Consider the following 19,594-nt stretch of genomic DNA (forward strand, 5'->3'; position numbering starts at 1 on the left):
GCCGAAAGCGAGGACGGGGCGAAAGAAAGGGAGGCGGCCTGACGGCCGCTCGCCGCCGCGTGAGCTGCGGCGAAGCCCGTCCGTCGCGCAGGTTCGGCGGCCGCCCGCACGGGTGGTTGCCGCAGGCTGGAGACCGATCGGGAAACCTGGAATTGAAGGTCGCGCCGCGCGGCACGAACCAGGGTGATGCCCCGCCCCGATCGACGGGATCGAGGACCGCCGGTGGCGGCCCTGGGGGAGGGGGCTCAGCCCTCCGTGGAGAGCTTGGCGACCTCGGCCTGGGCGGCCTTCAGCTCGGCCGCGATGGTGCGCCGCTCGCGCGGGCAGGAGACCGAGGCCAGCTCGGCCTGGAGTTCCGCGACGTGGGTCATGAGGGCGAAGCGGGCGTGGGCGGGGAGGCTCGAGGTGGGGCGCGGCATCGGTGGGGTGTCCCTGGCGCTCGGGACCGTCCCGGCGCGATGCGACCCCCCAAACAGGCGACGGCGCCGCCCGCACCCCGAAGGGGCCGGAGCGCAGCGGAGGACCGGCCGGACGGGCGATTTTGTCCCGCGAGGAATGGCGCGCAGCGCCAGGGGAAAATCGTCTGGCCGGACGGTTGCGGGCGGTGACGGCGTCTGTTCCCTTGTCGCCATCGTGTTGGGACGGTCCGACGCTGTGGCGAACGTCGGCGCCGCGGCTCACCGACGTTTCCGCATGGTCGGGTCGGCCGGCCACCGTGCTTGCCGGACTTGGCGAGGTGGCCGCTTCCCACGCTCGCCGCTGCTCCAGAATGGCTCGGGAGGACGCCCCCCAACGCGCGCCGCCTCCTCCCGATGGCGCCCACGCGGGGCGGTTCCAGCCTCACCCCTGGCCACGTGGGGCACCTCCTCATGGGGAGGGCCGCCTCGTCCTGGCGCCGGTCGGCACCGCTTCCGTGCTGACCGACCTGAACGGGTATGCTACCCCAAGGACAATCGGCCCAACTCCGGGGCAGCCATGTCTCTTCGGCCGCGCCGGCCCCTCGCCAGCCCCGACACGATCAGCACCGGCACCCTCGACCGGATCGCCGCGCTGCTCGGGGTTCCAGCCTCTACTTACCTCGATCCGAACCCTGGGGCCGCCGAGGGCCTCGGGACGAATGCCCTTCCGGGTCTGTGGGAGCAGCGCGACGTGCCTCCCGGCCGGGCCAGGGGGTTCAACCGTCCCGCGATGCCAGGTCGCCCTTCACACCGCGCTCCGGATCTGCATGGAGGCCCCCCATGGTCGCCACGGAACTCAGCCCCCCGTCGGCGTCCGACGGGGCGCGAACCCCGATGAGGCTCGTGTTCGAGGCCGGCACCACGCTCCGCTTCGAGGTGTCCGAACCGATCGACTTCCGCCTCTCGCTCGATGTCGGCTTCGCGACGATCGTCGCCAACGGGGTCGAGGACGTGGCCGACCTGGTGGCGGCCTTCCAGTTGCAGGATATGGAGCGGGTGTCCTGCCACCGTTACGGCTTCGCACTGGATGAGGTCGGGGAGGACGCCGATCGGCGCGTCGTCTATCGCGACAAGGCGGTCGAGGTCCGGATCCTCCGCAGCGACTACGATCGGATCGCCGGCGTCGTGGCGGATCTGATCGCGGATCCACGCGTCCAGGCGGCGTTCCAGCAGGCCTACAGGCGGCACGCTGCCGCCTCGTGGGAGGCCGCCTGGCACCCTGGTCCCGGAGAGGCGTAACGCCTTGGCAATGGGGAAGCCGACGGTCACGATTATCCAAGCGTGAGCGGTGCGATGGCGCTTGCTACCGTCTCGGTACGCTGCGAGCCTTGCCGGCTCTGATGGCCGCAGCGGCAGCCGCTGCGATCCGGGACATGAATTTCCGCGAGAACCGGCCGAGCGGCTTGGCGTCCTCGAGCGCCCAGGACGCGGCGAGGTCGTCGGTGTTGAACTCGTCCACGATGACCCAGGCCGGGGTGTAGAGCTTCGCACGGCGGGCCTCGGTCTCCGGCACCTCGACGACGTGGGCGGACGAGCCCGGTGGCTGGCTGGTGATCGGAAACAGGAGGGGCTTCTGGCGCCCGTCCTTGCCGGCGACGATGAGCATGACGCAGGTCGGACGTGCCTTGCGCCCGGCCTCCTCGCCCCGATCGTACTCCCGCGCCCACAGGTAGGAGTAGAGGATGATCTCGCCGTGCTGCGGCTCAGTCATCCCGCCCGTCGTCCTGCGCGACGGCATCGAGCCCGGCCAGGATCTCGTCGCGCTCCGGACCCGTCAGGTCCTCGGCACGGTGCGCGCGCTGGGTGCCGCCGCCGGTGAGACGGTCGAACTGCTCGGCCGTCAGCAGAACGAACTTGCGCTTTCCGCGCTTGGTGATGTCCACGGGGCCGCGGAACGCCGCCTCGACCACCTCGCCGGATTTGTTGCCGAGATCCGTCAGGGTGAAACTCGCCATCGCTGCCTCCTCCGCTCTCCATGAAGTAGCTGAATTAGCTGTTTCAGGCAATGAGGGCAGGGGAGGTCCGACGCCTGAGCGCCGGGCTCAACGCCCCGCCGGACGAGAATGCCCACGCCTTGCCGACGAGGTTGTGGCTGATGCGGCCGTCGGGTCAGTGCACGATCCGATCGGCATCCAATCCCGGATCGTGTCCGCGGTGGGTGGATGAGCGGTCCGGCCGATGCTAGGATGACAACTCGCGATAGCTGCCATCGATGAGGTGGCGTCGGCTTTCCCGGAACGACCATCAATCAGGGAGGATCGTATCGTACCCAGCTTTGGCCAACCGAGAGATGCAAATGTACTGGTTCTCGATGGCAGTGGCGCTGCTGGTGGCACTGGGGATCATCGCGCTCGGCATCCTGTACCTTGCAAACCCAAGAGCAGCGACGCGGAGTTTCGGCCTCCCGCTTCCCGAAGAAGGGGCGAATGTCGCATGGTGGCTTCGCCTCAAGGGCGTGCGCGACATCTCTTCAGGACTGGTCGTGCTGGCCTTGATGGCGTGGGGGCCGCCGCGCGTGGTCGGCCTCGCCCTGCTGATCGAGGCACTGATCCCTGTCGGCGACATGTCACTGATATTAGCCGCGAAAGGCTCGACCTGGAGAGCTTTCGGCATACACGGCCTCACGGCGGTGCTGATGATCGTGGCCGCCATCCCCCTGTTCATGCAAACGGCCTGAAGTGCTGCACCCTCTCGGTCCGGCCCCTCGGCGCCGTGTTCGACCAACGGAACGGTCGCCGTCGAACTGCCAAGACTGAGCCGACGACGGCCCGGCAGGCTCACAAGCGGCCGGGAGCACCGATCTGAATGGGGCGCACCCCTAGTGCACCATGGCATGCAGTCTGTTTTGGGTGTCAACAAGGACCATCCAAAACGAACTTTTTCAAGCGCACCATCTATAGAGGACCGGCATTGCGAATGCCGTGAAGCGGACTTCGTGAAGGTCCACACGGGGTCGACATCGGCCCCTCGCGTCGGGACGTTGAGGAAGCCGGCGCCTAAGCGCTGGCCTTCACGCCCCGCCGCACGGGAATGCCCTTGGTCAGCGCCTTGTCGGCGAGGTTGTCGGAGATGCCACCGCCGGGGAAGTGGACGACCCCGATCGGCATCTGCTCCAGGATCGCGTCGTTGCGGCGGAACGGCGCCGCCTTGCTGTGGCGCTTCCAGTCGGGGCGGAACACCACCTGGGCGACCTTGCGGTTCGCAGCCCATTTCGCCGCGATCAGCTCGGCGCCCTCGCCACCACCGTGCAGCAGGACCATGTCGGGGTGCTTGGCGCGCACCCGGTCGAGGGTATCCCAGATCACCGTGACGTCCTGGTACTGCTTGCCGCCCGTGAACGCGATCCGGGTGCCCTGAGGAAGGTGGATCTCGGTCTCCGCCCGGCGCCGGGCGCTGATGTAGTCGCGCGAGTCGATCATTGCCGCGGTCATGGTGGCGTGGTTGACCCGCGAGCCCGAGTGCGGGCGCCACAGCGACTTGGTGGTGCGAGTGAAGAGATGGGCGGCGGCGTCGCGGGCGTACTCGAAGGCGTTGCGGCGCTCCGACAGCGTCAGCCCGAGGGCGGTCAGGCGTTCGAGCTCGACGGAGAGCACCTCGCTGCCGTCCTGCTCGCGCTGGCTCGCCCTCTGCGCCTGCTCGTTCTCGTCGAGCTTGCGCTCGACCTGCTCGACGCGGCGGTGGAAGACGTTGACGAAGGCCCACAACACGTCCTCGAGGTCGTCCTCCAGGCGGGTGCCGGCAAAGGCCTGCTCGAGCCCGGACATCGCCCCGCGCAGGGCCTGATCCATCGCGCCCTTGGCCGGGAGCGGCCGGGGATCGTCATGCTCCTCGAACGGGCGGTAGCCGGTGACCGCCAGCTCCTCCAGCAGGGTGGGATCGGCGGGCAGGTCCTCGTCGCGGTCGTGGATCGCGTGGTCGAGCATCTGAAGGCTCCTTCGGGTCCGGGGTGACCGCGTCCATCGCGGCCTTCCTGGCGACCCAAGGCCGGGCCCGGGGGCCTGGCGCACCTGCGCGGCATCCGCATCGCACGCCAAGCGATGCGGCTCGCGCGGGCCGGAGCAAAGCGGAGGACGGCCCCTGGCCGTCGATTTTGCCTCGCGATGCAAAGCCGCCGTCAGGCGGCGGCGGAAAATCGTCGGCCGGGGCCATTGCGCCCAAGGTCCCCGGCCCGGCACAAGTCGCCCTCTGAAGAAGGCCGTGGACGCAGGTCCTCTCACGGCCCGGGGCAGCCCGCCGCTCGCCCCCAAGGCTCATGACCGCTCAGGCCGCCGCCGCCTCCTCGAAGCGCAGGTGCGCCACCGCATCGTTCGGGTCGAGCTGCGGCGCCAGATGCAGGGCGAGATCGCGCGGGCCGAGGTGGCACAGGTCGCGGTTGAAGTCGTCCTCGCGCGGGATCAGTTCGGTCACCAGGATCCCCTCGGCCTCGGCGCGGCGGCGCAGGATCCCCGCCCCTCGCCCGCCGGCCTCGTCGGCGTCGCGGGCGATGTAGAGGTGGCGCAGGCCGGGCGGAAGGATCAGGGCGCCGAGGTGCCCGGCCGAAAGAGCCGCGACGTGCGGCACGTCCGGCATCAGCCTGTGGACCGACAGCACCGACTCGGTGCCCTCGCCCGCGACCAGCAGGTGAGGCACGGTTCCGCCAAAGCGCACGCCGTGGCCGAGCAGGTTCCCGAGCGACCGCCGGGGCTTGGGGAGATCCGCCTTGCCGCGCCCGTCCGGGGCGAGCCAGGTCCGGCCGACGCCGGTGACGGCGCCCGACAGGTCGGTGACGGTCGCCAGCAGGGCCGGATGCCACGTGTCCGGGCCCGGGGCCTTGCGGGACGCCCGGTACAGGCAGCGCGGGTGGAAGCGGAGCGCAGCCAGACTGAGCGCGTGCTCGAGCCCGCGCGAGCGCAGGTAGGCCGCCGCCGGCGTGCCGGCGAGCAGCCGGCCGTGGCGCAGCAGGCGCCGGGCCGACTCGGTCGTATCGCGCGCCTCCGGAAGCGGGCGGGTCCGCTCCGGCTCGGGTGGCAGGGGCAGGCGCAGGAACGCCCGCGCCTCGGCAAGAGCATCCTTCCAGCCGTCGCCGCGCTGGATCCGGATCAGGTCGAGCAGGTCGCCGTGCTCGGCCGTGGCCGCATCCTGCCACCGCCCGCGGGCGCCCTTGCCGCTGGCCGGACCGGTCAGGCGCACGTAGAGCGACCCGCCTTGCGTGTTGTGGACGTCGCCGACGCACCAGTACCGGCCGGAGCGATGTCCGTTGGAGAGGTAGCGGCGGCAGAAAGCCTCGACGTTCTCGGCGAGCTGGCGGGCGATCTCCGCGGCGGGGGGTAGGGTCGACATGGTGGCCTCCCGGTCCGGTCGCGGTATTAAGCGTGGCCTTTGGCGTTTGTGCAACGCAGCAGCGGATGACGGTCGAGCAGAGCCGTCAGGATCGCCGGCCCGCGCTCCCCGGCGGGGATGAACAGGCGGGTGCGCCAAGCGATCACCTCGGCGAACAGCCCGAGCGCCTTCAGGCCAGCCCGGGCGCTGTCGCTCGCCCCGATCAGCTCGACCCGGTCCTCGCCCATCACCCGCACGCGCCGGACCTGCAGGCCGCCGGTGAGTTCCAGGCCGGCCCGGCCGGAGAGCAGGGCGGCGAAGGCCTCGGCCGGAGCCATGGCGGTGCCGGCGCCGAGGCCGAGCCGCTCGCGGGTGACGGGCAGGTCCTCGGGCTCGACGACGCGGCCGACGATGCGCTCGCCCGCGTCGGTCACGAGGCGGAACACACGCATGTCGATGCCCGGCAGCCGGTCCCAGATCGGCAGGAGCAGGCCGGTGACGACGTGCAGGGTGCGCTCCTCGAATTCGGGCAGGCTGGCGAGTTCGCCGCTCCAGGCGGCCCGGAACGCGGCCGCGCCGGCCTCCCTGAACTGCGAGCGGTCGAACTGGTCCCGGTCGAGGATCTGGCGCTGGAGCGGACGCACCAGGCGCACCCGCGCCACCACCGAGCCGTCCTCCCGGGTCTCGCTCGCCGCGCGACCGGCGAGCGCCGGGCGGCCGGACTTGGCGTTGACCACCGGCTGATAGCCCTCCGCGATCAGGTCGAGGGCGGCATCGAGGTCGAGCGGCTTGAGCCGGCGCCGCTCGGCAATGGTGAGGAGATGTGTGCGGGCGCCGCTGCGGGGATGGGTGTAGGCCACCGCGCGGTCGGTGACCGTGAACGACTCGGCGGTGAGCACCTCGACCCCGACATCGTAGACCCCGGCGCTGATCGCGCCCTCGATCACCAGGGCCAGGCGCTCCTCGAACGCCTCGAACAGGCGGTTCTGGACGGCGATGCGCAGCGCCAGGACGCGGTTGAGGAAGCGGCCGATCGGCGGCAGCTCGTCGAGCAGGCCCCCGGTCTCGCTGGTGAGCGCCAGCCCGGTCATCGCCTCGAATTCCTTGAGCGGGCAGCCGGCGATCTCGCCCCGCACGATCGCCCAGTAGAGCTGGCGCAGGGCCGTGGCGGCGTAGGGTCCCTCCAGGTTGTCCTCGGGCCGGAACAGGCCCTGGCCGCCGGTCTGGCGCTGGCCCCGCGTGATCGCCCCGAGCGTGTCGAGGCGGCGCGCGATGGTGGAGAGGAAGCGCTTCTCGCCCTTCACGTCGGTGGTGACCGGCCGGAACAGCGGGGCCTGCGCCTGGTTCGTGCGGTTGGTGCGGCCCAACCCCTGCACCGCGGCGTCGGCCTTCCAGCCGGCCTCCAGCAGGTAGTGGACGCGCAGGCGCTGGTTCTTCGCGCCCCGGTCGGCATGGTAGCTGCGCCCGGTGCCGCCGGCATCGGAGAACACCAGGATCCGCTTCTCGTCGTCCTGGAAGGCCTGGGTCTCGCTGAGATTGGCCGCACCCGGCCGGTTCTGGAGCACGAGGCGGTCGACCCCGTCCTTGCCCGTCCGGCGCACGATCCGGCGCGAGCGGCCGGTCACCTCGGCGACGGCGTCGGTGCCGAAGTGCTGCACCAACTGATCGAGCGCCGATTGCACGGGGGCGAGGGCGCACAGGTGCTCGATCAGGGCGTCGCGGCGCTCGACCGCCTCGCGGCATTGCACGGGCCGACCCTCGGCGTCGATGACCGGCCGGGACAGGATCGTGCCGCCCTCGTCGGTGTAGGGCTCGTAGAGCTGGGTCGGGAAGGCGCTGGCGAGGTACTCCATGACGTACTCGCGCGGCGTGACGTCGACCTGAAGGTCGCCCCATTCGTCCGAGGGGATCTGGGCCAGGCGCCGCTCCATCAGCGCCTCGCCGGTCGAGACGATCTGGACGACGGCGGCGTGGCCTTCCGCGATCCCGGCCTCGACCGCCGCGATCAGGGAGGGGCACTTCATCGCCGTGAGCAGGTGGTTGAAGAAGCGCTGCTTGCTCGACTCGAAGGCCGAGCGCGCCGCGGACTTGGCCGCCCGGTTCAGCGTTCCGGACGCGCCGGTGACGCCCGAGGCCTTGAGCGCCGCATCGAGGTTGGTGTGGATCACCTGGAAGGCGTCGGCGTAGGCATCATAGATCGCCGTCTGCTCGGGGGTCAGCCTGTGCTCGAGCATCTCGACCTCGACGCCGGCATAGGACAGCGAGCGGGCGGTGTAGAGGCCGAGCGCCTTCAGGTCGCGGGCCAGAACCTCCATCGCCGCGAGCCCGCCCTGCTGCATGGCGGTCACGAAATCGGAACGGGTCGGGAACGGGAAGCTGCCCCCGCCCCACAGGCCGAGGCGGTGGGCGTAGGCCAGCTTCTCGACCGTGACGGCTCCGGTGGCGCTGACGTAGAGCACCCGGGCGTCGGGCAGGCGGTACTGGAGCGCCAGCCCCGCCTTGCCCTGCTGCGAGGCCTCGACCACGCCGCGGTCCCCGGAGCCGGCGGCGGCGTTGGCGAGCTGGTGGGCCTCGTCGAGGGCGATCACGCCGTCGAAGTCCGGCCCGAGCCAATCGCAGACCTGGTCGAGGCGCGAGCCGGCACCGTTGCGGCCCGCCCCGCGCAGGGTGGCGAAGGTCGTGAACAGGATGCCTTCCGAGAGCGTCACCGGCTTGCCGGGGGCGAAGCGGGAGAGCGGCACGATCTGGAGCGGCTCGCGGCCGAGATGGCGCCAGTCGCGCTGGGCGTCCTCCAGCAGCGCGTCGGATTTCGACACCCACAGCGCCCGGCGCCGGCCGGAGAGCCAGTTGTCGAGGATGATCCCGGCGACCTGGCGGCCCTTGCCGGCGCCGGTGCCGTCGCCGAGGAAGAAGCCCTGGCGGAAGCGCACCGCACCCTCCGCACCCGCGGCCGCGGCCGCGGCCGCGAGGACGGTGCCGGTCTCGTCGACGGTCCAGTGGCCGGGCAGGTGGCGAGCATGGGCGGCGCCGGCGTAGATCACCGTCTCGATCTGGCAGTCCGAGAGCAGGCCGGTCTCGACGACCGACGCCGGCAGGCGGGGGGCGTGGCTCGGCCGGGGCAGGCGCACCGAGGCCATCGCGGTCGACTGGACGAGCGGGGTCGGGTGCGGCTGGCCGCCGTCGATGCGCAGCGTCTCCAGCGCATAGTCCTCGTACAGCGCCGCCTCCGCCGCGAGCGTGGCGGGCAGCGCCTCGATCACCGTGTAGGCGATCGGCTCGGCGCTCTTGGCCGCCACCGCCGCAGCGGGCGCTGATCGCGGTGCGGACGGGCGGACGGCAACCATGCGCGGTGCGAGTCCGACACGGCGGGACAGGCCGGGGATGATGCGGCGGGGGTCCGGAGCTGGGGCCGGCGCGAAGCGCGGCGGGACACCGGCCAGGACCGCGTCCAGCAGCGCGGCAGGATCCTGGCTCAGCCCGAGCGGCGCCGTGGGCTCACTCACCTCACCGGCCGGGGCACGGTCGAATACCGACAGGCGCACGTCGACGGTGGTGCCGTGCTTCGCATAGGCGCGGCCCGACAGGCCGGCGGAGAACACCAGCCGCCCGCCCCGCTCAGCCAGCGCCGCGAAGGCGGCGGCGCTGGACGGGCGATCGGGGCGGAAACTCTCGCCGGTGATGGCGACCAGGCGTCCTCCGGGGGCAAGGCGCGACAGCGCCGCGCGCAGGTGGTCGGCGGTGGCGTCGCGGTAGCGGCCCTCGACATGCGCCGCGACCGAGAAGGGCGGGTTCATCAGCACCACGTCGGGGACCACGTCCGGGTCGAGCCGGTCGTGGATCTGGGCCGCGTCGAGCTGCGTGACGGCGCCGGCCGGGTACAGCGCCCGCAGCAGGCCCGCGCGGGTCTGGGCCAGTTCGTTGAGGTGGAGGCGTGCGCCGGCGAGCTCGGCGTGGACCGCGAGCAGGCCGGTGCCGGCCGAGGGCTCCAGCAGCGCCTCGCCCGGCCGCAGGCCGGCCGCGAGCGCGGCGACGTAGCCGATCTCCAGCGGGGTCGAGAATTGCTGGAACGCCTCGCTCTCCTCGGAGCGGCGGGTCTGGGTCGGCAGCAGGCCGGCGATCCGGCCGAGCATGGCCAGCCGCGCGGCCGGAGACCCGGCCTTGGCCCGGATCGCCGGCCAGAACCGGCGCAGGAACAGGGTCTGGGCGACCTCGCCGGCCTCGTAGGCGTCCTTCCACAGCCAGAGGCCGTCGGCGTCGCTGCCGCCGCAGGCGGCCTCCATGGCGCCGCGCAGGGCGCCCGTCTCGAGCGCCCTGCCCTGCGCGAATTGATCGGCGAGGCGCGAGGCGGCCTGCAGGATCGCGGCCGGGGCCGGGCTTGGGCTGAGGGCGGTGCTGTCCTGGACGTGCTGGGCGAGGATGGAGATGTTCACGCGCGGCCTCCTGTCGGGCTCACGCCGGACCGCAAGTTCTCTCTGCCCTGCCGCCGGCTCGCCCGCCGGCCGGCCTCCTCTTCCTCTCTATCCGCGGACGGATGTACTGGCACGCGCCGTGCCAGACCCTGCGCCATCGCAGGTCCCGTGGGAGAGTTCTGTTTTAGACCTTATGACGATTGACATAGCGAAGGTCTCTGTCATCTCAGTCATGGAAGGCCCGGCAAGAGGCGGGAGGATTCGACGGTTGGAACGGCCGCAGGCGAGCGACGGCGATCGGGTCGTGACCCTCACGGCCAGGATCGTGAAGGCCTATCTGGCCGGCAACGCCCTGACTCCGCAGGCCCTGGTCGCGGTCCTGCGCGCGGTGGCGGAGGCGATCGGGCAGCTCCACCGGCATGAGAACGATCCGAGCGCGATCCGCCGGCCGACGCGACAGCAGATCCGCGACTCGATCGGGGACGACTTCCTGGTCAGCTTCGAGGACGGCCAGCGCTATCGGATGCTCAAGCGCCATCTGACGAAGTGCGGCCTCACGCCCGAGGCGTACCGGGAGAAGTGGGGCCTGCCGAAGGACTATCCGATGGTCCCGGCCTTCTACACGCGCAAGCGCGCCGCCCTCGCCAGGCGGACGAAGCTCGGGCAGTACGATCGCAGCACGGCCAAGCCTCGGTCGGATCATGCCCTCAGGGCCGCGGCCAAAGCTGCGGCCCAGGGCGCCGATCCGCGCGCGACCGAAGCGGCTTACGGGGCCTGATGGTCACGGAACAGTGTCAAGGTCGGTCTGCCGAAACTCGTCGGCGGTCGCCAGGATCGGCACGCGGTAGTATTTCGCCGAGGCGTAATGCAGGCAGTCGCCGAGATTGAGGCCCCGGCGCCCGGCTCGGTAGCGATGCGCGGCGGACAGGGCGAGCGTCGTGGCGCGCTTGGCCGGTGGCAGGTCGCGGATCTCGATCCCACGTGCCTCGAGGAACTCCAGGATGATCGGCTGGACGGCCTCGAGCGGCAGCGCGAACTTGTCCTGACGCGCCAGCGGCAGCGCCGCCTCGAGCACGGCGACCGGCGAGGTCATCCGCTTGGCCGCGCCGGCGATGGCGTCGGACACGCGCTCCGCCTCCGGTTCGTCCGAGAGGAGCGCGACGATCGCCGAGGCATCGACGAACATCAGCGCTCCCCCCACATCTCGTCGAAGGCCTCGCGCGGCAGCGGCGCGCGTGCAGCCTCGGCGAGCGCCACACCGTGCTTCTCGCGAAGGCGCGCCGCCGTCTCGCGCGGCGTTTCGGTGTTGCGTCGGCGCTCGATCGCCTCTCTCATGGCAATGACGATCGCCTCGGTGATCCCGACCCCCGCAAGCTCGGCGAACCTGCGCGTCAGCGCATCGGCCTCGGGGTTGTTGACGTTGATCGGCATCCCGGCCTCCGGCTGGAAATCCTGATGTAGACATGTAGATTGCAAAATCTACATGAGCAACGGTCGGGGGTGAAGCGGAGCCGCGTGCGCCGGGTCGGGCTCGCCGTCGGCGTCGCCCGCCAGGAACCGCAGCGTTCAGGCCGCCTTGACGTCGCGCCACCACGCGATGCGTTCGTCGCGGCTGGCGTTGGCGAGGCGCATCAGGAGATCGCCGTGGCAGGGTAGCGGCGCGCACCAGCACACGAGATCGCACCCGCGCAGCTCGTCGAGCGCCCGCAGCAGATGATGCTGGTCAGCCAGCCAACGCTCGTACCTCGCGATCACCGTCGCGCGGTCGCCGTCGCGGCCGATCACGAACGGATTCCCCCACTTCGATCCTCGGCCGATGGAGATGGCCCGGGCCGGCAGGCCGGTGTGGCGTTTGTTCAGAACTCGACACATCGTCCCGGTCCCCGCTCGCTGGAGCGGACGGGCGACCGCGAACGAGCGGCCGGGGTCACGCGAGCCCCCGGGCGACGCGGAAACGGCTTGCCCGTTGACCCCGGCCGCGGCGCGGCCATGCGGGAGGGCGGAAGCGAACGGGGCCGGACGGGTGCGGGCCGAGACGCGCACCCATCCGAGCCCGACACTCACTCGGCCGCGATGCGGAAGGCTTCCGCCTCATCGCCGCGATCCGCTTCCCCGGTCTCGCCCGACAGGAAGGCCGGCAGCGCCTCGGCCTCCTCCGGACCTGCGGCCTGCTCCGGCGCCTCCACCGCAGCGTCGAGGTCCGCGGCGGGGCGCAGCGGCTCGGGCAGCCAGCCGGTCTCGGCGAGCAGGCGCTCGGCCTCCCGGGCCATCTCGCCCTTCCTGAGATGATCGACGAGCTGCGCCTTGTCCGCGCCTGCGCCCTCGCGCACCGCCTCCAGGATGCGCGCCTTGGTCACCCGGCCGAGATAGTTGCCCACCGTTGGCCGCCAGCCCGCCGCCACCATGTCGAGGCCGGTCGCCCGTGCCAGCCGGTCGGCCTGGGCGAGCCGCATCCGCAGCCCGTGCTCGGTCACGCCCATGCCGCCGTAGGGGTTCGGCTTCTCGTGCAGCGCGTTCACGCCGAAGCTGACGCAGTGCGCCAGCAGCGCCATGCGGCTGGCCTCGTCGAGCGCCGCGAGCCAGTCCCAGACCGCATTGTCGTCCTCGGGCAGCTCTTCCTTCCAGGCGGCGTGCCGCTCGGCGACCGCGCGGGCGCAGGCGCTGTCCTTCAGGTCGTCGGCCTGCATGGCGAGGTGGACTTCCCGGACTCTGGCCTCAAGGCAGCCCTGTCCGGTGCGGAAGTGGAAGGTGTCGAGCACGAGCTTGTGCAGCAGCAGCGTCAGCGCGACCTGCGGGTCGTTCGCCACCGCGTCGCGCAGCGCCAGGGTGCGATGCGCCGTCAGCTCGGAGAGCAGACGATCGGACAGCGGGCGGATGCCGTCCTCCTCCTCCGGCTCGGGAGCGGCCGGTGCTCCGCCGATCTGGATGATCGCCCGCTGCACCGCCGGCATCGCCGTGGGCCCGGGCCCCGCCGGCTCGCGCGCCCTCTCGTCGCCCGCCTCGCCGTTTCCGTCCTGCGGCTCGGGCATGGCCGGCGCCTCGTCCTCGGGCCGGACGTAGCCGCGCTGGACCTGGAGCCGGCCGTCATGGCCGAGGCTGACGAAGGCGCCGGCGCGGGCGATCTCGGCCGGGTCGTAGCGCAGCGGGCGGTCGCCGAGCTCCTCCAGCGCCGCCTCGATCTCGCCGAGCCGGTCGTCGACCGCCTCCGGCAGTTCCTCGTCCGCTTCGTGCTCGGCGATCAGGCGCTCCTGCTCGGCGGTGAGCGCATCGATCGCCGCGCGCTCCTCCTCCGACAACGCGACGGGCTCCCCGTAGACCAGGCGCAGGCCGGCCTGATGACCGTAGGGGAAGCCAATCGCCACTTCGATCCACTTCCAGCCCTCGCCCGCGATCGCCTCGGCCGCGGCCTTGAGCCTGTCGTCGACGAGCCGGTCGAGGAGCGCCACGTCCTGCAGCCAGCCGCCGCGGTCGGCCTCGAACAGGTCGCGCAGGACGATCCCGCCGGCCTCTTCATACGCCTCGATGCCCACGAACGCGGCGCGCTTGTCGCCGGCCGCCACCGCCTTCTCGGTCAGCAGGCGCCGGATCTGGTAGGGCTCCTTCTGCCAGGAGTTCTGCACCGCCGCCCAGACCTGCTCCTGGCGGGCGTGATCCGGCGTGACGGTGAAGGCCATCAGCATCTCCAGCGTCATGCCGTCGGCGGCGTAGACGTCAAGGAGAGCGGGGGCGACCTCGGCCAGGCGCAGGCGTTGCTTGACCACCTTGACGTCGATGAAGAACGCCGCGGCGGTGGCCTCCTCGCTCATGCCCTTGTCGCGCATGGCCTGGAAGGCACGGAACTGGTCGAGCGGGTGGAGCGGGGCGCGCTCGACGTTCTCGGCCAGCGAGATCTCGTCGATCAGGATCCCGCCGGCCGGGTCCGACACGATGCAGGGCACCGGGCTGGTCTTGTTGAGGCGCTTCTGCTTCACGAGCAGCTCCAGCGCCCGGTAGCGGCGCCCGCCAGCCGGCACCTCGTACATCCCGGTCTCCCGGTCCTCGGCGTCGAGAACCGGGCGCACGTGCAGGCTCTGGATCAGGCCACGCCGGGCGATCGACTCGGCCAGTTCCTCGATCGAGGCGCCGGCCTTGACGCGCCGGACGTTGGCCTGGCTCAACACGAGCTTGTTGAAGGGGATCGGCCGGGCCGGGGCGAGGGTGATCTTCTGGGGGGCGTTGGCCATCGTCATGTCTTCCGCGACGGACGCCGAGAGCCTCTCTCGAACTGGAAAATCCGTCACGCAGCGCAGCGCCGCCTCTTCCTCTGGAGGGCAGCGCCGCACATGGTCATGGTCCATTCATCCCTGGTTCGGGCGGCCGGGTTCTCTGTCCGACCTCGAAGCCCTCAAAGGCGAAGCCCCCTCCGACTCTGGAAGGGGGCTGACGGATCGAAGTACGCCGGATCAGGCAGCGGCCGGCCGGCCGGCGCCGGCGGCCTCGACCAGGGCCAGCGGCGGCACGGCCGTGGCCACGGCCTCGTCGAGCCGCATCACGACGTCCGCGAGCGTCTGCCCGGCGTCCACGCAGCACCGGAGGGCCGCCAGGGTGATCATCGGCTCGCCGCCGTCGTCGGCCGCCTCCTCCACCGGGCTCCCCATGTCCGGCTTCCAGAATTTCACGCCCGCCTCGAACACGCCGGGCCGCGCGATCCAGGCGCGCTGGTAGGACAGCCCGTGCGCCTGACAGAAGCGGTCGAGGTTCGGCGTCAGGCCGAAGTCCTGCGCGTCCTCGAAGGTCACGCTCGTCCCCTCGGCCAGGGCCTCGTGCACGAGGCTGTCGGCCTCGGCGAAATACACGCTCGCCGCCGCGATCAGCGCTGCGACGGCGTCCGGGCCCGGCAGAGGGCCGCCGACGGTCACGGTGGTCATCACGTACTCGCCCATGGTGCTCGTTCCTTCACCGCGGATCCGCCGGGAGCCGGCGATCCTGCACGGGCGAAGGGCCCCCCTCTGGCGCGAGGGGGGCCGGCATGGGCGGCGTCAGGCGCCGGGCTGGGGGAGGATGGCCGGGATCGGCTCGCCCGATCCGGACTGGATCTGCAGCACCACCGCACCGGCCGAGGCGAGATCGTGCAGTTCGATCAGCACCGTGAGCGCCTTCGGCACGTCACCGGCGAGCAGGGCCCGAGCTGCGACGACCGACGAAGCGCCGCGGCGCCGGAAGATCTTGCGAGCGGCCGCCTCGAGCACCCGGGCCGGTTCCTGGACCGCGAGGTGGAGGGCCAGGGTGTAGGACAGGCTCTCGGTCATGTGCGCTCAATCCAGCGGGAGGGGCTGAGAGCCTCTCTCTCAGCTTGCTGATCCCTCGTCGGAGACGCCGAACCCTCTGCCTCTCCTGAGCTGAGACGCTGGATCGAAGCAGAGCGAGCGCCTATGATCTCCATGGGGCGGTACGCGCTGCCCTGGGGTGTGAGAACCTCTCATCTAACGGTTTGGTGCCGGCCGTGACGGCGCCGAGATCCTCTGGCCATGCGGCCGGGGGCCTGTGACGTATGTCCAGGCGCCTCGGTGCTAAAGGTCACGGGACCGTTTAGATGCGGTTTCTCACCCCCCGGCTTGGGATGGTCGAGGCTCGTTTGCGGGGGCGTACCGCAGACACGGGCCTTCCGGGGAGATGGCCGATGGGCGCCTCGTGCGATCCCGACGCGGACCTGTTTCGACCGATCAGCAAGCGCGATCTCGACGAGTTGGGCGGCGTCTATCTGGACTCCCTGGCCTGGGACGACTGGCGGGCGATCGACCGGGACCTCCTCCGGTCGAGGGATCTGCTCGGTGCCATCCTCGCCGCCCTGGGCTGGCGTCCGGACGACGCGACCGTCCGGATGCCGCCGCATCCGAAGTTCGACGCCTGAGCCTCTCGGACCGCCATGTGGCCGCAATGTCATCCGCGCCGCTGGGCTCGCGTGCGGGCGCGGGCCCGGATCATGCGCGCCCGCTACGGTGGCGATGCCTATTATCTGGCCCGGGAGCGGGCGCGGCGTCCGGACGGGCGGCGGACCTGCTTCTGGACGCGCGTCGCGGTCGAACTGGCCCGCCTGGACGGACGGGAGATCGGTGTCGGGACGAGCGACCGGTGGCGCTGACGGCCTCGGTCCGATGATCGCCGCCGGGTACAGGCGAGCGACTGCGGCACGTGGCCGAAAAACAATCGGCGCGCCTCTCGTCGGAGAGGCGCGCCGCAAGGTGGTTCTTGGTCTCAGGAAAGAACTAAGGCCGCTCGTAGACAATCTCCCCGTCACAATCTGTGTCCGCCGCGCAACACCCGAGACCAGTCGATACAATCTCGACCTGCGATAGGTGGATACCGGCCATGTTCTGCTGACGTTCTCCTCAAAGCGGCAGGAACTGTTCAAAATGATGAGCGCATCGGCGTCACCCGCGTCGATCGAATACAGGATACACGACATCGGGAGCAGGGCTCGAACGAAAGCCGGCGGGCGTCTGCCGTGAGACCGGGATCGGATCGCCTGGTTGCCGAGCAGGCGAGCACGAGGAGCCGGGCGGGCGACGCTCATGACGCCGCCCTCGCCTCGGTCCCAGCCCCGAACGGGACGATGCGCCGGACCGCGACCGGCCGGGTGTCGGCGGCCTGGGCCAGGCGCTCGATGAGAGCGAGGTCCGCGTCCGAGCACGGCCCGCGCACCTCGATGTCGATCCAGTGTCCGGAGCGGCCGACATGGCTGTCGCGCAGCCGGTGGTTCGAGGAGGTGTAGAAGCTCTCGTTCGGCTCGACGAGCCGCACGCGCGAGGTGAGGAACAGGATGCCCGCGCCGAGATTGCCGCAGAAGATCAGCTCGTCGGCCGGCGTGGTCTTCGGGCCGCCGCCGACCGCGCGCTTCCCGATCTGCCGGAACGCGGCGTCGAAGGTGGCCGGGTTCGGGGTGGTGCGCGCCTGCGTCGGGGCGTGGAAGATCCACGGCGGCCGGTGCGGGTCGATCCGGCCGATGGCGATCTGGTGCAGCAGATCGCCGAAGCTGTGGGGATCGGCCGGATAGGGGCAGGTCCGCCACAGGGCGCGGATGGTCCGGCGCAGCGCGGGGTCGAAGGTGAACAGCCGGGCGCGCATCCGCCGCCAATCGGCGGCGCGCTGGGAGCGGCGCGCGCGCTCGGCCTCGCCCCACCAGACGGCGCGGCGGGCCATCTCCGCATCGACGCCGTGCTGGCGGGCCGCGATGGCCTCGGCGAAGAGCGGCAGGGCCTCGCGCTCCAGGCGCTGCTTGCGCAGGAACGCCGCGCGCTTGCGCGTGGTCTCTCGGTAGGGTTCGGAGCGGGGCGAGGGGCGGAAGCGCATCAGGCCGCCTCCGCCACGGCCGCCACCGGCAAGGCGGCATCGCCGTCCTCGGCCGAGGCGGACGGCTCCCCGTCGGGCAGGCGGGCGAGCAGCCAGTCGGCGGCCTTGCTGGCGTGCGAGGCGGCGCGTACGATCGCCCGCTCGTCCTCGCGCAGGACCTCGAGCCAGGAGCCGATGTAGTCGGCGTGCCGCACCGTCGGCACGATGCCGAGGCTGGCGCAGACGAAGGCCGCGGAAATCTCCGCGACGAGTTCTTCCCGAGCGTAGCAGGGGCTGCCGTGCCGGCCCTTCATCTCCCGGTTCAGGCGCGAGGAATGACCACTCGCGTGGCCCAGCTCATGGGCCGCGGTCCGGTGGAAGTTCACCGGCTCGTGGAAGGCCTCCGGCGGGGGCAGCACGACCACGTCGTCGGCCGGGCGGTAGAAGGCCCTGTCGCCGCCGATGCGGATGGTGACGCCGGAGGCCTCCATCAGCGCGCGGAAGCGCGGCTCGATCAGGTCCTCGCGCGGGGGCGGCGGGGGCACGGTGAGCTCCTCCGGCAGGCCGTCGCACTGCGCACAGTTGAAGACCGTGTACTGCTTCAGGAAGGCGATCGAGCGCGCCTCCTCACCCTCCCGCGCGGCACGCGCGCGCTCCTGCTCGGGGGTGAAGCGGTCGGCGTAGACGACCGGAGTGCCGCGCTCGCCCCGGCGCACGCAGCCTCCGAGGCCGAGGGCCTGGCGAAACGTGAGCCAGCGCTGGGTGGCGTAGCCGGCCGCGATGCCGGCAGCCCATAGAAGCATGACGTTGATGCCGGAATAGGCTCTGGCCGTGGCGGCGTTGCGGGGCATGGCCACCGCGGCGGTGCCGGGCCCGGCGCTCCAGGGCTGGACCCAGGGCACGCAGCCGGCCTCGAGCTGGGCGACGATCGTGTCGGTGATCTGCCGGTACAGGTCGACGCGCGGGACGGGAGCTGCATCGGCGCGGGGGCGGCGGGCTGTCCGGGACGAGGGGCGGCGGGCCATCGGCGGGCTTTCGCGACGGGCGCCGGAGCCTCTCTCCGGCCTGATCTCCCGTCACGCCGTTCCGGCTTCCTCTCACTCCGGCACGCCCCTCCCCAAGAAACCGAGAGGTGATGTTTGACCGATCCTGTCGCGAGCGGCCGGGGTTTCAGTCCGATAGAGATACACCTTTAGTGAACTGCGTGGAATAACTGCTTGAGATGGATTTCTGTCGATTTGCTTCGGAGCGGAGATTGGCACAGCAGAGTGGTCGCTCGGGGTGGGTTTCTGCCCGTCCGCTATCGAGCTGCCAGCCGGCGAAAGCGGACGGTGGTACATCACGGCCGATGCACGACGACTTCAAAAGCCTCGTCCAATGAGGGTGGTATGAAGTAAGTGGTGAATAGGTCAAATTCTTCGTTGCTGACGATAAATTCGTGCTCCCCGCTTTCATTTCTGCGTCGGAGGCGAGCTTTGCAAACCTGATCTGGCACATCGAGGTAGTGAAGCTGGTGCGCGCAGCGCGCATCCTCGAACAGGGTCCGCATTCACGCGCGGCTATTCAGAGTATTGGCGGGGAAGTCGAGCACGACAGAAAGCCCGTTGCGGAGTAAATCGACCAAATGCGCCCCGATGGCACTTCTCAAGCGTGTCGAGTTGCGAACGTAATCGTCCAAAGTTTTTTGCTCTCCGGGATATAAGCGAGAAAGCCAATGGTCCTCTCGCACAATTACCGTGCTCGACCGGCGGCCCAACTCGGTAACGAGAGTCGATTTCCCAGCCGCGATCTTCCCGCACACGAGGTGCAGTGTAGTCTTGTTCGTAGACATGCATAAGGACCTTGCGAGACGCTAAAACGTCATGATGTTCACACGGACAGCCCCGGCCCGACGCATCAGGCCGGGCGGTTAATTCGTCCGATGGTCGCGAGAACCGCGATGTGAACAAGGAAGGTCATGCTCGGATGATGCCAGCCCATGCATGTCCGGTCCAGCCTCGCGTGTCCGGTTTCAGCTTTCAAAGGGCGATGCGTGAGCGTTGAGGATGGGTCGGGAAGCGGGATGGCTGCTCAGGGTGGGGAGCGGTAGTTGGCGCGACGCCCGGAAGCGGTCCTTCGGCT

The 19,594-nt window shown here is 70.9% G+C and carries 19 protein-coding genes and 1 pseudogene; 5 read left to right on the forward strand and 15 right to left on the reverse strand.

Going from position 1 to position 19,594, the window contains the following annotated elements:
- Positions 1–245: 245 nt before the first annotated feature.
- Complete coding sequence (locus G4G93_RS29480) at positions 246–419, reverse strand: hypothetical protein (RefSeq protein ID WP_165090053.1); 174 nt, start codon at positions 417–419, stop codon at positions 246–248.
- Positions 420–1,292: 873 nt separating this feature from the next.
- Here G4G93_RS29480 and G4G93_RS29485 point away from each other — a divergent pair.
- Complete coding sequence (locus tag G4G93_RS29485) at positions 1,293–1,697, forward strand: hypothetical protein (RefSeq protein ID WP_165090055.1); 405 nt, start codon at positions 1,293–1,295, stop codon at positions 1,695–1,697.
- Between the two features lie 64 nt (positions 1,698–1,761).
- Here G4G93_RS29485 and G4G93_RS29490 read toward each other — a convergent pair whose 3' ends face one another.
- Positions 1,762–2,169, reverse strand: coding sequence for a hypothetical protein (locus G4G93_RS29490; protein ID WP_165090057.1), 408 nt, complete (start codon positions 2,167–2,169; stop codon positions 1,762–1,764).
- Entirely contained in the window at positions 2,162–2,413 is a 252-nt protein-coding gene (locus G4G93_RS29495) for a type II toxin-antitoxin system Phd/YefM family antitoxin (protein WP_165090059.1), read from the reverse strand. The genes G4G93_RS29490 and G4G93_RS29495 overlap by 8 nt, the downstream gene beginning before the upstream one ends.
- Positions 2,414–2,754: 341 nt before the next feature.
- Here G4G93_RS29495 and G4G93_RS29500 point away from each other — a divergent pair, with 341 nt between their 5' ends.
- Entirely contained in the window at positions 2,755–3,135 is a 381-nt protein-coding gene (locus G4G93_RS29500) for a DUF4267 domain-containing protein (RefSeq protein WP_165090061.1), read from the forward strand.
- 319 nt (positions 3,136–3,454) lie between these two features.
- Here the strand turns inward: G4G93_RS29500 and G4G93_RS29505 are convergent, their stop codons facing one another.
- The 3 genes from G4G93_RS29505 to G4G93_RS29515 all read right to left on the reverse strand — a co-directional run bounded on the left by G4G93_RS29505 (position 3,455) and on the right by G4G93_RS29515 (position 10,186).
- The gene (locus G4G93_RS29505; RefSeq protein ID WP_165090063.1) at positions 3,455–4,381 is read right to left on the reverse strand and encodes a DUF2493 domain-containing protein; all 927 of its coding nucleotides are present in this window, start codon (positions 4,379–4,381) and stop codon (positions 3,455–3,457) included.
- 337 nt (positions 4,382–4,718) lie between these two features.
- Positions 4,719–5,777 (reverse strand): toprim domain-containing protein, encoded by a 1,059-nt coding sequence (locus G4G93_RS29510; protein ID WP_165090065.1) that lies wholly within the window; start codon positions 5,775–5,777, stop codon positions 4,719–4,721.
- A gap of 26 nt (positions 5,778–5,803) precedes the next feature.
- Positions 5,804–10,186: a strawberry notch family protein gene (locus G4G93_RS29515; protein ID WP_165090067.1), complete on the reverse strand. Its 4,383-nt coding sequence runs from the start codon at positions 10,184–10,186 to the stop codon at positions 5,804–5,806.
- A gap of 283 nt (positions 10,187–10,469) precedes the next feature.
- Here G4G93_RS29515 and G4G93_RS29520 point away from each other — a divergent pair, with 283 nt between their 5' ends.
- Positions 10,470–10,943 (forward strand): MucR family transcriptional regulator, encoded by a 474-nt coding sequence (locus tag G4G93_RS29520; RefSeq protein WP_165090069.1) that lies wholly within the window; start codon positions 10,470–10,472, stop codon positions 10,941–10,943.
- Between the two features lie 3 nt (positions 10,944–10,946).
- On the opposite strand, the gene G4G93_RS29525 is transcribed toward G4G93_RS29520, so the two are convergent.
- From G4G93_RS29525 to G4G93_RS29550, 6 genes are all read right to left on the reverse strand, one after another.
- Positions 10,947–11,351: a type II toxin-antitoxin system VapC family toxin gene (locus tag G4G93_RS29525; RefSeq protein WP_165090072.1), complete on the reverse strand. Its 405-nt coding sequence runs from the start codon at positions 11,349–11,351 to the stop codon at positions 10,947–10,949.
- Complete coding sequence (locus G4G93_RS29530; RefSeq protein ID WP_165090076.1) at positions 11,351–11,596, reverse strand: type II toxin-antitoxin system VapB family antitoxin; 246 nt, start codon at positions 11,594–11,596, stop codon at positions 11,351–11,353. Before G4G93_RS29530 ends, G4G93_RS29525 begins: the two co-directional genes overlap by 1 nt.
- 135 nt (positions 11,597–11,731) lie before the next feature.
- On the reverse strand, positions 11,732–12,037 hold the full coding sequence (locus G4G93_RS29535; RefSeq protein WP_165090078.1) for a DUF4326 domain-containing protein: 306 nt from the start codon (positions 12,035–12,037) through the stop codon (positions 11,732–11,734).
- 188 nt (positions 12,038–12,225) lie between these two features.
- Positions 12,226–14,388 (reverse strand): ParB/RepB/Spo0J family partition protein, encoded by a 2,163-nt coding sequence (locus G4G93_RS29540; protein WP_165090081.1) that lies wholly within the window; start codon positions 14,386–14,388, stop codon positions 12,226–12,228.
- A 219-nt stretch (positions 14,389–14,607) separates the two neighbouring features.
- The gene (locus tag G4G93_RS29545; RefSeq protein ID WP_165090084.1) at positions 14,608–15,087 is read right to left on the reverse strand and encodes a hypothetical protein; all 480 of its coding nucleotides are present in this window, start codon (positions 15,085–15,087) and stop codon (positions 14,608–14,610) included.
- A gap of 96 nt (positions 15,088–15,183) precedes the next feature.
- Positions 15,184–15,453, reverse strand: a complete 270-nt coding sequence (locus tag G4G93_RS29550) for a hypothetical protein (RefSeq protein ID WP_165090087.1) — start codon at positions 15,451–15,453, stop codon at positions 15,184–15,186.
- Between the two features lie 371 nt (positions 15,454–15,824).
- Here G4G93_RS29550 and G4G93_RS29555 point away from each other — a divergent pair, with 371 nt between their 5' ends.
- Both G4G93_RS29555 and G4G93_RS29560 read left to right on the forward strand, forming a co-directional pair.
- A complete protein-coding gene (locus G4G93_RS29555; protein WP_165090089.1) occupies positions 15,825–16,055 on the forward strand; it encodes a hypothetical protein in 231 nt (76 codons plus the stop codon).
- 72 nt (positions 16,056–16,127) lie between these two features.
- Entirely contained in the window at positions 16,128–16,286 is a 159-nt protein-coding gene (locus tag G4G93_RS29560) for a hypothetical protein (RefSeq protein WP_165090091.1), read from the forward strand.
- Positions 16,287–16,714: 428 nt separating this feature from the next.
- On the opposite strand, the gene G4G93_RS29565 is transcribed toward G4G93_RS29560, so the two are convergent.
- From G4G93_RS29565 to G4G93_RS29575, 3 genes and pseudogenes are all read right to left on the reverse strand, one after another.
- Complete coding sequence (locus G4G93_RS29565) at positions 16,715–17,494, reverse strand: hypothetical protein (protein WP_165090094.1); 780 nt, start codon at positions 17,492–17,494, stop codon at positions 16,715–16,717.
- Entirely contained in the window at positions 17,494–18,498 is a 1,005-nt protein-coding gene (locus G4G93_RS29570; protein ID WP_165090096.1) for an ArdC family protein, read from the reverse strand. The genes G4G93_RS29565 and G4G93_RS29570 overlap by 1 nt, the downstream gene beginning before the upstream one ends.
- 314 nt (positions 18,499–18,812) lie before the next feature.
- Positions 18,813–19,304, reverse strand: a pseudogene (locus G4G93_RS29575) (AAA family ATPase).
- Positions 19,305–19,594: the final 290 nt, after the last annotated feature.

Origin of the sequence: Methylobacterium sp. DB0501 (assembly GCF_011043735.1) — a bacterium.
Lineage (GTDB): Bacteria > Pseudomonadota > Alphaproteobacteria > Rhizobiales > Beijerinckiaceae > Methylobacterium > Methylobacterium alsaeris.